Annotated in this window: 14 protein-coding genes; 8 read left to right on the top strand and 6 right to left on the bottom strand. The window is 64.9% G+C overall.

Going from position 1 to position 13311, the window contains the following annotated elements; translation table 11 throughout:
- The first annotated feature begins 66 nt into the window (after positions 1–66).
- The 5 genes from LFT44_RS17755 (at position 67) to LFT44_RS17735 (ending at position 5637) form a co-directional block, all read left to right on the top strand.
- On the top strand, positions 67–1260 hold the full coding sequence (locus tag LFT44_RS17755) for an acyl-CoA dehydrogenase family protein (RefSeq protein WP_236799731.1): 1194 nt from the start codon (positions 67–69) through the stop codon (positions 1258–1260).
- Between the two features lie 124 nt (positions 1261–1384).
- Positions 1385–2833, top strand: a complete 1449-nt coding sequence (locus LFT44_RS17750; protein ID WP_236799730.1) for an HNH endonuclease signature motif containing protein — start codon at positions 1385–1387, stop codon at positions 2831–2833.
- A 196-nt stretch (positions 2834–3029) separates the two neighbouring features.
- On the top strand, positions 3030–3896 hold the full coding sequence (locus tag LFT44_RS17745) for a phosphatidylinositol-specific phospholipase C/glycerophosphodiester phosphodiesterase family protein (RefSeq protein ID WP_236799729.1): 867 nt from the start codon (positions 3030–3032) through the stop codon (positions 3894–3896).
- 32 nt (positions 3897–3928) lie between these two features.
- On the top strand, positions 3929–4978 hold the full coding sequence (locus tag LFT44_RS17740) for a hypothetical protein (RefSeq protein WP_236799728.1): 1050 nt from the start codon (positions 3929–3931) through the stop codon (positions 4976–4978).
- Positions 4979–5154: 176 nt separating this feature from the next.
- Positions 5155–5637 carry an SRPBCC family protein gene (locus LFT44_RS17735; RefSeq protein WP_236799727.1) on the top strand — a complete coding sequence of 161 codons (483 nt, stop codon included), beginning with the start codon at positions 5155–5157 and terminating at the stop codon, positions 5635–5637.
- Positions 5638–5717: 80 nt separating this feature from the next.
- On the opposite strand, the gene LFT44_RS17730 is transcribed toward LFT44_RS17735, so the two are convergent.
- Positions 5718–6191 (bottom strand): GNAT family N-acetyltransferase, encoded by a 474-nt coding sequence (locus tag LFT44_RS17730; RefSeq protein WP_236799726.1) that lies wholly within the window; start codon positions 6189–6191, stop codon positions 5718–5720.
- Positions 6192–6382: 191 nt separating this feature from the next.
- Between LFT44_RS17730 and LFT44_RS17725 the strand changes: the two genes are divergently transcribed.
- On the top strand, positions 6383–7294 hold the full coding sequence (locus LFT44_RS17725) for a patatin-like phospholipase family protein (protein ID WP_236799725.1): 912 nt from the start codon (positions 6383–6385) through the stop codon (positions 7292–7294).
- A 93-nt stretch (positions 7295–7387) separates the two neighbouring features.
- Entirely contained in the window at positions 7388–7555 is a 168-nt protein-coding gene (locus LFT44_RS17720) for a hypothetical protein (RefSeq protein WP_236799724.1), read from the top strand.
- A 75-nt stretch (positions 7556–7630) separates the two neighbouring features.
- Here the strand turns inward: LFT44_RS17720 and LFT44_RS17715 are convergent, their stop codons facing one another.
- The 4 genes from LFT44_RS17715 to LFT44_RS17700 all read right to left on the bottom strand — a co-directional run bounded on the left by LFT44_RS17715 (position 7631) and on the right by LFT44_RS17700 (position 11715).
- Positions 7631–7915 (bottom strand): DUF427 domain-containing protein, encoded by a 285-nt coding sequence (locus LFT44_RS17715; RefSeq protein WP_236799723.1) that lies wholly within the window; start codon positions 7913–7915, stop codon positions 7631–7633.
- An 88-nt stretch (positions 7916–8003) separates the two neighbouring features.
- Entirely contained in the window at positions 8004–8363 is a 360-nt protein-coding gene (locus tag LFT44_RS17710) for a VOC family protein (RefSeq protein ID WP_236799722.1), read from the bottom strand.
- An 89-nt stretch (positions 8364–8452) separates the two neighbouring features.
- Positions 8453–10345, bottom strand: a complete 1893-nt coding sequence (locus LFT44_RS17705) for a pectinesterase family protein (protein WP_236799721.1) — start codon at positions 10343–10345, stop codon at positions 8453–8455.
- On the bottom strand, positions 10345–11715 hold the full coding sequence (locus LFT44_RS17700) for a pectate lyase family protein (RefSeq protein ID WP_236799720.1): 1371 nt from the start codon (positions 11713–11715) through the stop codon (positions 10345–10347). Before LFT44_RS17700 ends, LFT44_RS17705 begins: the two co-directional genes overlap by 1 nt.
- A 200-nt stretch (positions 11716–11915) precedes the next feature.
- Between LFT44_RS17700 and LFT44_RS17695 the strand changes: the two genes are divergently transcribed.
- Positions 11916–12221 (top strand): hypothetical protein, encoded by a 306-nt coding sequence (locus LFT44_RS17695; RefSeq protein ID WP_236799719.1) that lies wholly within the window; start codon positions 11916–11918, stop codon positions 12219–12221.
- A 45-nt stretch (positions 12222–12266) separates the two neighbouring features.
- On the opposite strand, the gene LFT44_RS17690 is transcribed toward LFT44_RS17695, so the two are convergent.
- The gene (locus LFT44_RS17690) at positions 12267–13286 is read right to left on the bottom strand and encodes a LysM peptidoglycan-binding domain-containing protein (protein WP_236799718.1); all 1020 of its coding nucleotides are present in this window, start codon (positions 13284–13286) and stop codon (positions 12267–12269) included.
- Positions 13287–13311: the final 25 nt, after the last annotated feature.

Here is a 13311-nt window from a genome sequence, read left to right as displayed (position 1 = left end):
TCACCGGGTGGTGCAAATCACGCCCGTGCCGACACCGACCCACCCTTGACCTGCCAGGAGAACCCCGTGACCGTAACCGCACCCGCACCCGCCCTGGTCTTCGACGACGTGCTCAACCTCGACAGCCTCCTGACCCCCGCGGAGCTGGAGCTGCGCAGCACGGTCCGTAACTTTGTGGATGAACGGATCCGGCCCAACATTGCTGGCTGGTACGAGGACGCCCGTTTCCCGCTCGAGCTTGTTCCCGAGCTTGGGAAGTTGGGGGTCCTTGGGATGCACCTGAAGGGCTACGGATGCCCGGGCCGCAGCGCGGTCGAGTACGGAATCGCCGCCATGGAGTTGGAAGCCGGCGACTCAGGACTTCGGACCTTCGTCAGCGTCCAGGGTTCCCTGGCCATGAGTGCCATCCACAAGTGGGGGTCCGAGGAGCAACGGAACGAAAACCTGCCGGCGATGGCGCGGGGCGAGAAGATCGGCTGCTTCGGGCTCACCGAGCCGACGGCCGGCTCCGACCCATCCAGCATGGCGACTTTTGCGGCACCCGATGGAGACGGTGGGTGGGTCATTAACGGGGCCAAACGCTGGATCGGCCTTGCCTCCGTGGCCCAGATTGCGATCATCTGGGCGAATACCGCCGAAGGTATCCGCGGGTTCATCGTCCCGACGGACACCCCCGGCTTCACTGCGACGCCCATCAGCTCGAAGCTGTCCATGCGGGCGTCAATCCAATGTGACATCAGCCTCGATGACGTACGGCTGCCGTCCACTGCGCTGCTGCCCGGTGCCCGTGGACTCAGCGGCCCGTTCTCGTGCCTGAATGAAGCCCGCTACGGGATCATCTGGGGCGCAATGGGTGCTGCCCGGGACTCCTATGAAGCCGCGCTCGCCTACGCCGGAGACCGGCTCCAGTTCGGCAAGCCCCTGGCCGGGTACCAGCTCACACAGGAAAAGCTGGTGAATATGCTGCTGGAAATTCAGAAGGGAACGCTGCTGGCGCTCCACACCGGCCGCCTGAAGGACGCCGGGACGCTGGAGCCGGTCCAGATCTCCGTAGGAAAGCTCAACAACGTCAGGGAGGCCATTGCCATCTGCCGCGAAGCGCGCACCATCCTTGGGGGAAACGGAATTACCTTGGACTACTCGCCACTGCGGCACGCCAACAACCTTGAATCAGTGCGGACGTATGAGGGTACGGACGAGGTCCATACCCTGATTCTGGGCCAGCGAATTACGGGTATTTCGGCGTTCCGCCAGGAGTGACGTCATGACTGGGCGCTCGTGCCCTGGTGTCACATACCGGTAGAACCAGTCCGCCCGCTGAGCTGACTGACCGGGCCACGGGAACCAAACCTGGAATGTCGGACCCCGGTGGCAGGCTTTGGATATGGAAACCAAAGCGGTTCTGGACAGTGGAGGCAAGGCCCGGCTGGCCGACGCCGCCACGTTCCTGGGCGGGCTGGCGGACGAGTTGGCCGGAGTCCTGGGCGAATCTCCGGAGACTGCGGATCGCGCTCATGACACCGACGGTTATGATCCGCTTCGCGAACTTGCAGATTCCTACCTGGACGGCTTAGGCATTGTGGCCCGGATCGAAGCGGCCACTGCGGCCGTCAAAGTGCGCTTGCTGACGGAATATGCAGAAGCAACCTCTGCCATGGAAGGACCGGCGGAAAGCGCATATGAGTCATCAGCTCGCGAAATGAGCCTGGTGGCGGAGGTCGCCTGCGTTCTTACCATCGGTGAGCCTGCAGCGTCGGGGCTGCTGGGTGAGGCGCACGCGTTGACCACAACGTTGCCTGCGGCCTTGGATGCCTTGGCGGCGGGGAAAATCTCGTGGCAGCACGCGCGGATCATGGTCGACGAAACCACTGGGCTGAACGATGCCGCTGCTGCTGCACTTGAGGCGCACTTCCTGGACCCGGAAGCGCCCAACGCAGCAAGGGGTGCCGCGGTGGGGGAACTGGCGCCGGCGCGCTTCCGGCGCAAGGTACGTGCTTGGCGGGAACGCCACCATCCGGAGTCCCTTGAGGCCAGGCACGCGAAGTCGGTTGAGGACCGGCGGATGGAGTACTCCCCGGACCGCAACGGGATGGCTTGGGTTTCGTTGTACATGGCCGCGGATAAGGCCTGTGCCATCTGGAACAAGGCGTCCGCCGCGGCGCGTGGACTGCAGGGCCCGAATGAACCGCGGACCCTCACCCAGCTCAAGGTGGACGTAGCGGCAGGGCGGCTGTTAGGGGATTCCGGCCACTCCTCCGGGTCCGGGCCGTCCATCAAGGCGGACGTGTTGGTCACGGTCCCGGTCTTTTCCGTCCTCGGCACAACCGACGAACCCGCCGAGCTTGACGGATACGGGCCCATCCCGGCATCCATGGCACGCAAACTTGTCGCGGAGGGTGCAGGTTCGTTCTACCGGGTCTTGGTGGACCCTCGTGATGGAGCGCCGCTGGAAATTGGCCGGACTAGCTACCGCCTCCCGGAGTCATTGAAGCGGTGGTTGAAGATGCGCGATGGAAAATGCACTTTTCCTGGCTGCAGCAACCACAGCCAGGACAACGAGGCGGACCACCTCACAGCCTGGGAGCACGGAGGCCCCACCGGAATCAGCAATCTGGGACAGTTGTGCCCCAAGCACCACCGGCTCAAGCATCGAACCGGCTGGAGTCCGGGTCCAGCTGCCCGGAACGAGCCACCGGGCTGGGTCTCGCCCACCGGTCGCAAGTACAACGCTGAACAAGCGGACCGGGAACCGACGGTCTGGCCCCCGGGGTGCCTGCCCGAAGAATCGAGCCCACTGGAAGCAATGCTCGTTGATTACCTCATTGCCTCTTAGGGTGCCGCCCCCGGCTGGCCGATGCCCACGACAGGTCGACATCACTTAGCTCCCAGTTCTGTTGTTCCCTCTCGTTCACCACCCGGCAACCAAGGGGCCTCACCCCGTTTCAGCAGTTCAACCAGTCTTTTCACGCACCCTTCGCCCGGCGCGCTAACCGCTGGGCAAAAAATCCCCGAGGTACCAGGAGTACTGCGTGTTCGTGAAAACCACCCTCGCCGCCGTCGCCCTTCTCGCCACCCTGGCCGGGGCGGCACCAGCTCCTGCCCACGTCCGGGCCGAGGCACCCGAGCCCGCGCCCGTCGTCGTCGGCCAACCGCTTGCCGGGACGCATGCGCATAACGACTATGAGCATGGCCGTCCCTTGTTCGACGCACTGGAGCACGGCTTCACCAGCGTCGAGGCGGACGTCTGGCTGGTGGACGGCGAACTGCGCGTGGCCCACGACCTCGCCGACGCCAAGCAGGGCGTCACCCTCGAGAGCCTTTACCTCGACCCGCTCCAGGCACTGGTCCGCAGCCAGCCCGGCCACAGTGTCTACCCGAAGTGGGACGGCAGCCTGCAGCTCCTGATCGACATCAAGAGCGAGGGTGAGGCCACCTACGCCGCCGTTGAGAAGGAACTGGCCGAGCACCGCGACATCATGAGCCGCTACACCAATGGCAACGTCAAGACCGGTCCCGTCACCGCAGTCATCAGCGGCAATCGCCCGCTGGCCACCATGCAGGCGCAGACCCAGCGCTTCAGCTTCTACGACGGCCGCGCAGCCGAGCTCACCTCCGGCCTGCCAGCCACCCTGATGCCGCTGGTCAGCGACAACTGGACCAAGCTCTTCACCTGGCAGGGCGTCGGCCCCATGCCCGAAGCCGAACGCACCAAACTACGGGCCTTCGTGGCCAACGCGCATGCCACCGGCTACCGCGTCCGCTTCTGGGCCACCCCGGACCAGCCCGGCGCAGCCCGCGACGCCGTCTGGACCGAACTGGCCGGCGCCGGCGTGGACCACATTAACACCGACGACCTCGCCGGCCTCCAGCAGTTCCTCGCCGCCCGCGGCGCGTAAGCCCGTCCAGACACCACAAAAGGACCATCCCCATGCCTTCAAAGACAGTCAAAATCACGACGGCGGCACTGACCCTGACGTTCGGCCTCCTTGCGTCGCAGCCCGCCTTCGCCGAAAGCAGCCAAGACAACAACAGCGACAACCAGGCCTTCACCTTCGCCGCGATCGGCGACATCCCCTACGGCGCCGCCGAGATCGCAAAGTTCCCCTCCCGCATCCAGGACCTCAATGCGGACAAGGGCCTGAAGTTTGTAGCACATGTGGGCGATATAAAGAATGGCTCCTCCGTCTGCTCGGACGAGTACTTCTCCTACATCCGGGCCCAGTTCGACACCTTCACCCACCCGCTGGTCTACACACCCGGTGACAACGAGTGGGTGGACTGCCACCGCACCAACAACGGCGCATACAACCCACTGGAGCGCTTGGACAAGATCCGGGAGGTTTTCTTCAACCAGCCCGGCAAGACGCTGGGCGCCACCATGCCGCTGAAGTCGCAGGAAAACCTGGGGCTTCCCGAGGACGTCCGCTTCGACAAGGACCGGGTGGCCTTCTCTGTGCTGAACGTCCAGGGCAGCAATAATTCCCTCCTGCCGTGGACTGGCCTGGGCAAGACCGAGCCCACCCCGGAGCAGCTGGCCGAGGTGGATCACCGCACGAGTGCCGTGATCGCGCAGATCCACCAGACCTTCACCGACGCAAGGCGCAGTAACGACCGGGCCGTGGTGCTCATGCAGCAGGCCGACATGTTCGACCCGTCGCTCCTGGCCGACGCCACCGTCAACCCGGACACCGTGTCCGGCTTCCGCGACATCGTGCAGGCCATCGCCCAGGAGACCAACAACTTCGACGCCCCGGTCTACCTGGTCAACGGCGACAGCCACGTCTTCGCCGAAAACCAGCCCCTCGGCGCCGGTTCGCCCTGGCTGGGCATTTACGGCTCGCCGGCCGCCGACGATCTGCAGCACATCACCGTTGACGGCGCCAACAACGCCGTGGACTACGTCCGTTTCACGGTGTCCGGTAACAGCGCCAAGGGCGCAGATGTCCTGAGCTGGGAAAAGGTCCCCTTCAGCCGCTAAGCGCTTAATGGAAAGTGGATGACGGCGGGGCCACCCGCCGTCGTCCACTTCGGCATTAAGGCTCTGGACACGGGTAGGCGCCGGATCTATCGTGCAGGGGTGGCGGCTGCCTGGCTGGCAGGAAGGCCGAATCTGCCGGTCCGCCGTTGCGGCCGTCCGTCATGAGGAGGAAGCAGATGGAACACTTTCAAGAGGTTGAAGAGGCCGTCGAGGTCGCGGTTCCGGTGCGGACCGCGTACAACCAGTGGACCCAATTCGAATCCTTTCCGCAGTTCATGTCCGGAGTGGAATCGGTGACGCAGCTGACCGACAGAACCAACCACTGGGTCACCAAGGTGGGCGGTGTCCAGCGGGAGTTCGACACCGAAATAGTCGACCAGGAGCCAGATGACCGGATCGCCTGGCGCAGCACCGATGGCAAGTCTCATGCCGGCATCGTCCGGTTCACGCCGCTGGATGCCAACCACACCAAGGTCAAAGTTCATTTCGAGTGGGCACCGGAAACCGTCACGGAAAAGGCTGGCGCGGCGCTGAAGATCGACGAGATGCAGGTCAAAGCTGACATGCGGAAGTTCAAGGACTTCATTGAATCGCGCGGCACTGAAACCGGCGGCTGGCGCGGTGACGTCAAGGACAGCGGCCCGGGCGGGCAACTCTAGCAAGCCGGGACACAGGAAAGCGGACGACGGCGGGTGGCCCACCCGCCGTCGTTCGCATTCTTATATGCCGAGGTGAGGTGCTAGAGACGAAGCTCCATGAAGACACTGTTGGGATCCAGCTCGTAGTCCGCAAAGGGCGGGCATTCCGTGAAATCGTGCTTGGCGTAGAGTCGCCGCGCGGGGGCAAAGTAGTCCTCGGTGCCGGTCTCCAGGTAGACCCGCTCAATGTTCCGGGTCCGGGCGTCCTCGAGGATGTGCCCGAGCATGAGCGTGGCCACGCCCCGGCCCCGGGCGGATGCCGTGGTGCGCATGGACTTGATCTCGCCCTGCCTTACGGGACCCGTGGGGGAGCCCAGCAGTTTGAGTGCGCCGCACCCCAGCAGGTTGCCGTCCTCGCGGGCGGTCCAGAACGTGATGGAGGGGGCGGCCAGCGCGGAGTGGTCCAGGGCGTGAACGCTTTCGGCGGGCGAGGTGGCGTACATATCGGCCAAGTGTTCGCTCAGGAGCAGGTGGACGTCGTGGCGCGTGGGGCTGTCCCGGTCAATCGAAATCATCGCCTCAAATTTACCCGTTGCGGGTGGCACTGCTGGTGTGCCAAGATTCCCCTGATCGTGACGCGACCTCAGGAGGTGAGACCCATGAAAGCTGTATCCGCAATGGGTGCTCCCTCCCAGCCCACGATCCACGGCTGACCTGGCCGCGCCACAGGGAGCGCCGAACAGGCACTTCGCGAAAGGCGACTCCCATGAACACAACACCTTCTTCCATGCCGGGTGCCAGTGGCGCTGCGGCATCCGGCCGCGCACTGGTCCTCGGCGGCGGCGGATCCACCGGCAACGCCTGGTTGATTGGCGTCCTCGCTGGCGTGGCCGACGCAGGCCTGGACGTGACCAACGCAGACAAGGTCATCGGAACATCGGCAGGAGCCACGGCTGCTGCCCAGATCGCCGGCGCCACTCCCGCGGAACTCTATGCCGCCGTCCTGGCCGCTCCGCTCCCGCAGGGGCCGCGCCCGGGAGGACCTCCGGCTTTGGGCGGGTCTGTACCCGACCACCTGGAGCGGACCGTCCGGATCATCGCCGCCGCCAGGAACGCCGCGGAGATGCGGCGCCGAATGGGGGCGGCTGCACTCGACCTGGCTTCGGACTACGACGGCTCAGTGCGGTGGCGGGCCATTGTGGCGGGGCGGCTGCCCCGGCAGGAGTGGCCGGACCATGAGCTGCTGATCACTGCAGTCGACGCGAGGACCGGGGACCCCGCAGTGTTCCACCGAGACAGCGGTGTCAGCCTGGTGGACGCCGTGGCGGCCAGCTGTTCCAGCGCCTCCGCGTACCGGATCGGGGACAGCAGCTATGTCGACGGCGGCTACCGGCGCAACGAGAACGCGGACCTGGCCGCCGGATGCAGCCGCGTCGTGGTTCTCTCGCCTTTTAGCGGCAGGACCCGTATGCCGCTGGAGTGGGGCATGCAGCTTGGGGCACAGGTCGAGGAGCTGCGGGCGGGCGGCAGCCTGGTCGAAACGATCTTTCCGGACAGCGACGCCGAGCACATGTTCGGCCCCAACGCGATGGACCTGTCACTCCGCCCGGCAGCCGCGCTAGCCGGGCACAACCAAGGCAAGTCCCTTGTGGGGAGGCTCGGTGAATTTTGGCGGTAAGCAGCATCCGGCCCGCGATTGGCGATGACCTGGGATGGGTGGTTTGTGCGGCTCTGGGCTGCGGGAAAACGGGGGCTGGCTAAACAGACAAAAGTGGGTATGGTAGCGGTTATCACGGGAAAGGAAGGCGTGATTCCGATGTCAGGAAAATCCTCCAAGGGTGGTGCCGCCAAGAAGGTCGGTAAGTCCATTCTCGAAAAACGGGCGAAAACCGAAGCCAGCGAACTGCATGTCGTAAAGCACCGCAAGAACCACCGCTGAACGCCGTCGGCGTACCGCTAAAGCTAAGCGGACGACGCCGGGTAAGCACCCGCCGTCGTCCGCTTCTTCTGTCCGCTAATCCTCGATGGTGACGCCGCGCCAGAAAGCGATCCGGTCCTCAATGTGCTTGGCGCGCGGCTTGGCCTCGGGGTAGTACCAGGCCGCGGCCTCGTTCAGTTCGCCGTCCACTTCTAGGGTGTGGTAACTGGCCGTGCCCTTCCACGGGCAAAATGTATTCTTGCTGCTGTCCCGCAGATAGGCGGGATTGACGGCGTCGCGCGGGAAGTAATGGTTGCCCTCCACCACCACGGTGTCCGCGGATTCGGCGATGACTTTTCCGTTCCAGATAGCCCTGACCATGAGTTCCCTTCCGTCGCTGCCGCCCCTTAAGAGGTGACGGTTGTACGGATGCCAACGGGCTGGGCGGCGGGCTTGTTCCCGGGCTTTGCTAGCGCGGGCTCTTGTCGATGACGCAGAACCTGTTCCCGTCCGGATCCTCCAGGACCACGAAGTCGGGATCGTCCGGGTACGAGTCCCAATCCACGCGCTGGGCGCCGAGCGACACCAGCCGCTCCACCTCCGCGGACTGGTCGTCCGCATACAGGTCCAGGTGGATCCGCGGGTGGTGCTGGACGGGGGTTTCGCTGAGCATGAGGGACAATTCCGCGCCCGGGCCCGACGACGGCACCAAGGTCACCCAGGTTTCGTCACCCGGTTCCCGGGGGACATAGCCCAGGGCGTCATGCCAGAACTTTGTGGCGGCTGCGACGTCGTTGACGCCGAGGACGATAGTGCCGATGGTCAACATCCGCCCAGCCTAGACCCGTCTTGTGCGTCCGGCTAGGGATGACGGACAGGGAAGGCCCGGCTCCATAGTGAACCGGACCTTCCCTGCAGTTACGCTGCTGTTTCCGCCGGCACCACACTGCAGTCCGCCGTCGAACCTGCCAGTTGCGGGGCCCAGCCATCGGTTCCGTGCAGGTAGTTCCTGACCGTGTAGTTGCCCGCATCCGGCCCGGGCAACTGCGGACGGTCAGGCGTTACCTGGGACCCTGGGCCGCGGTTGTTGTACTCGAAGAACCGCGCCTCCTGCCAGGAGAAGCCACTCATGTCCGTCCACGGCGTTCCAGAAATGTGCGGGCCCAGCCAGGAATCCCTGAACAGCACCTGCGCAACCGCCTTCGGATCACCGCTCGGGTGCCACGGCCTGCCAAGGTGGACGGAGCCCGGGGCCGCGTCCGAGACAAGGCGGCACCGGTCGAAGAGGTACCCGTATTTGATGGACAGGTCCTGGCTGCCGGCCGTGACGTACCCGTTGTTCGTCGTCGAGCCGCGGTCCAGGCTCTTGATGTCACAACCGCTGAATACAGCGGTGCCGCGGCCGAAGACGAAGTCCACGTCCCCTTCCACATAACAGTTGTCAAAGTAGAAGCGGGCTTGGACACCTGCGCCCGGGGAGTTGACCAGCAACGTGTCCTGGTTGCCCAGCAACCTGACGTTGGACAGTACCGACCGGTCTCCGGTGATGTGCAGGGCGACTGCCTGGCGGTCCTTCATGCCCGGGTTGGCGGCCTCATCGAAATCGTTGCTGATGGTCAGGTTCCGTGCCACGAAATCCGGGCCGTCGATGCGGACCGATGCGCTTCCCGAAGTGCCATAGTTCCCGCTTCCGTCCGGCTTGGGAGTGCCGGACGCGTTGTTGTAGACCAGCACCACGTCCTCTGGCCGGCCGCCCTGTCCACTGAACGAAATTCGGGGCTTGGTGGCCGGGATCCGTATAGCTTCGCGGTAGATGCCGGGCCGGATCCTGATGACCGTCCGCTGGAGGCTGCCCTCAGGGACGGAATCCACTGCCGACTGCACCGTCGTGAACGTCGTGCCGGGGCCGGCGTCGAGCGTTACCGGCAGGTCCACCGGACGTTCACTCGGCCAGTACATCTCAAGCAGGGGTTCGGTGCCGGCGTCGATGTTCAGGAAGTACCCGGGCGGGACGATCTGCTTGGATTGCAGCTCGCGGGCCACCAGGCGGGCCACCTCCACTGCACCGAGGGCCTGAAAGTGCGTGTTGTCCTCGGATCCTTGGGGATACTGCGGGTACTGGCCCGGGGCGAGGAACAGGAAGCGGGACTTGGTTCCTTCCGGCCCCAGGTCCTGCCACAACTGCTTCGAGGACGCCGTCAGGTCCACCAGCGGAGTGCCGGACGACGCAGCAAGTTCCCGGACAGCCTGCGGATACTCGCCATGGGAATCCTTGGCGTTGCCGAAGGAATCGAAGCGGCGGCGTTCCACTGGAGTGACCAGCACAGGCGTGCCACCCCGCGCTCGGGCGCCGTCAATGTAGCGGCCCAGATATTCCTTGAAGGTGGAGCCTGGAAGCGTACCGCGGGCCGGGTCTGCAACCTTCTCGTCGTTATGGCCGAAGCTGATGAGCAGGTAGTCACCCGGCTGCATCAGGGCCAGCACCCGGTCGAGCAGGCCGGCGTCGGCAAAGCTCTTGGAGGAGGCGCCTGACCAGGCATAATCAAAGACCGTCGCCTGCGGCCCCAGCAGGAGGGGCAGTGCCTGCCCCCACCCGGCGCGCGGCCTTTCCGACTGCTGATAGGCCGACGACGTCGAGTCCCCGACGACAAAAATGACGGGCTTGGTGCGGGGTTTCGTGGGGTCGGGGTCGGGGTCGGGGTCGGCTCGCGTGAAGGCGTTTGCCGCGTTCGTCCCCGAGAATGCCGCCGTGCCGGCAGCAAGGGCCAAAGTGGCCAGGATGGAGCGGCGGCTGGGGAGAATGGCCGGCATCAGGAGTTTCCTCCGGCGGTGAAGATGGGTCCGGTGGAGTCCTTCAGCAGGGCCGGTACGGCCTGGGCCGGGTGGACCTGGGTACGGAAGGTGGGCGTCCAGGAGGTGTCCTCGGCCAACTGGTCGGCAGGCGCAGCAGCGGCGTTGTACTCGGCGCGTATATCCGTAATTTTGCCGTTGACGGCGTTGCCGACGGTGGTGATCTGCGTTCCCTTATAGCGCCCGATGATGTCCGCGGCCGTTATTCCATCCGGCAGCGTGAAGGCGTTGGCCTCCGCGTACAGGTGGGAGCTGAAGCCGGCCCCCAGGCTGTACTCATAGGGGATGGGGCTGTCCGCCGCCACCTTGTAGTGGTTGTTGTACACGTCCACCTGGCCGAATCGTACCCGTGGGGCGCGCTGGCCAACGTTCTCGAACACGTTGTGGTGGATGGTGACGCGGAGCTTGCCGGGGTCGCCACGGGTGGCAGAGTCTGTGGAGCCGATCAGGAGCAGCTTGTCATGGTCGGAGAAGCGGTTGTAGGACATGGTCACCAGGTCCGAGCCGTTCGTGACATCCACTGCGCCGTCGTGCACCTGGTAGGGGCGGCCGAAGTAGAGCGGCTGCGAGCTGTCCAGGGTGGGGGCGTCCGTGAAGGCGGCGTGGTCGATCCACACGTGGGTTGCCTTGTTGATGACCTGCAGCAGGTCGTATTCGCTGTTCCAGTTGCCCTCGGCCCCGTCAGTCGGATCCCATGCGGGGAAGCAGTCGGCCGAATCCCGCAGCGTCAGGTTGCGGACGATCACGTTGGTGGCGCCATTGATGCGCATTGCCGCGCCCGTGATGCTGCTGTCCGGGGTCGCTCCGACGATGGTGGTATTGGTGGGGATGTCCCAGCGGATGGTCTTTGCCTGCTTTGCCGCGGCCAGGCGGCGGGCGTCCTCCTGCGGGCCGGCCGGCTCCTGGCTGCGGCCGTAGGTAGCGGGATCGAAGTCCTTGAGGTACTGCTCCAGGCTGTAGCCCGTTCCTGCGGCATAGTCTGCGCAGGTCAGCGGGGTTCCGTCCGGGGCCGTGTTCGCGTTGATGGTTCCGTAAACCCGGACGATCTTCGGCTGCGTGCCGGCATCCGCGAAGGCCGCCAGCATTTCGGCCTTGCTGTGGACGTCGTAGACGTGGGCATCGGTTGCTGCCGAGCCGCCGGTGGTTCCCGTCCCTTCGGACGCCCAGCCGTTGTTTTCACCGAGTACCTGGCGCTCCAGCGGTGTCTGGACGGTTTGCGCGATCGGGCCGGCGGCAGGGTTTGGTGCTGCCCCTGCCTGGGTTGGAATGATGAGCGCTCCGGCTACTGCCAGTGCTGCGGATAAAGACATGTAGGCACTGCGTTTTCGCATGTTTTCTCTTCCGTCATTGGAATGAACTGCGCCCCCGGTCCGCGGTCCACAATGACGCCGATCACTGAAGGGCGCTGACAAGGACCCTGTCGAGAAAGCGGGTTCTCAGCAATAGAAGAGGCAAATGTTTTTGAAGTGGCTGAAGTGCTGCAGGATCGGCGTTTGCGCACAGGAGAGCGCCCGCGGCTACACTCGCGTCCATGGGGGAGAACAACACGCCTGACGAACGCCCGCCGTCCAGACGCGACAGGGTTCCTGCCGCCGTCGTACCTTTATTGGGCGTCGCCGCCGTATTGGTTGGCTGCCTGGTCGCGTACCTGAACCGGGACTTCACCGGCTGGTTCGCCTACGCGCCGCTGAGCAACAAACCGTTCAGCGTGCCCGGCGCAGCCTTCATCACCCAAGGCACACAGATTGGCTTGGCCATCATGGTGGCCGGGCTGCTGGTGCTCGCCTTCTGGGCTGGTTACGCGGTGGGCCGGCGGGTCAGTTCCGGCCGCCAGTAAAAGCCTGGAGGGTCGGGCCCCACCCGGACGGGGAGCGGGCGGACGTCAGTTGCCGGGTTTATTGATGGGCTTGTCCAGCGCCACGCTGATGGTCTGGCCCGGCGCCAGTTCGCCGGTGGGCAGGTCGGTGAAGTCATACCAAACCCCGGCCGTGCCCGTGCTCGGACGGTTGGCCGAGCGCAGGTCAGTGACGCCGAAGCGGAAAGAAACTTGCCGCTCGGTGTCCCCGGGAGCCGTGGTGTACGTCAGCGGAATCCCTTGGTCGTCGGCGGTGAACGTTCCCTGCGCGCCCTCGATCTTCAGTTCACCGGGTATCAGTCGAACCTTGGTGCCTCCAGGGATGGGTTGATCCGCCGACAGTGCAGGGTTGTACAGCAGGATCTGTGCCGTGGTGGACCGGAACTTGTAGCCAAGACTGTCGAACGAGTCGCCGTCCCCGGTCGTGTAGAAGACGGTCTGGCCGAATGAGTTGTTGATCGAGGGGCCTGAGCCGGACCTGCTGTCCACCGGCTTCTTCTGCAGCTGGATGACCTTGCCGGCCTGGATGAAGTAGGCGTTCCCCTTTTCGTAGGTGAACGGGACTTTGTTCGCTTCCGCCAACTGCTTCTCGGTCAGGTTGAACCGGTAGGTGATGCCGGCCAGGCTGTCGTCGGGTTCTATTGTGTATCCCGTTGGAATGCCGTTTGCGTCAACCGTCGCTGCGCCCTTCGCGCCTGGCGTGGGGCCAGCCGGAATCAGCCGGAGCTTCGTGCCCGGAGCGAGGGGAGTTCCGGGCTGGAGTCCGTTGAACCCGGCGACCTTCGCCTCGGATAGCTTGTATGCCGCCGCCACTGCCGGAAGCGTGTCGCCGGCAACTGTGGTGTAGAAGTCCACGTTGCCAAACGAGTCCCGGACGGTTTCTCCACTTAGGGGAGGCCTCGCGGCGACGGGCGAAGGGGGTGACGTTGGCACAACTGCGGCGGCGTGTTCCGCCTGGGGTGGGGCGCCCGAGTAAGCGCATCCCGCCAGTCCCAGGGACAGCAGGACGGCGAACCCGGCTATCGATCGAACCAGGGGTGGACGCATGCCGATTGTTGAAGTGCCGCCAGTT

The sequence above is a fragment of the Arthrobacter sp. FW306-05-C genome (assembly GCF_021801725.1).
Taxonomy (GTDB): Bacteria; Actinomycetota; Actinomycetes; order Actinomycetales; family Micrococcaceae; genus Arthrobacter.
The sequence above is the reverse complement of the archived record's forward strand: the minus strand, read 5'-3'. Positions and strand labels throughout refer to the sequence as shown.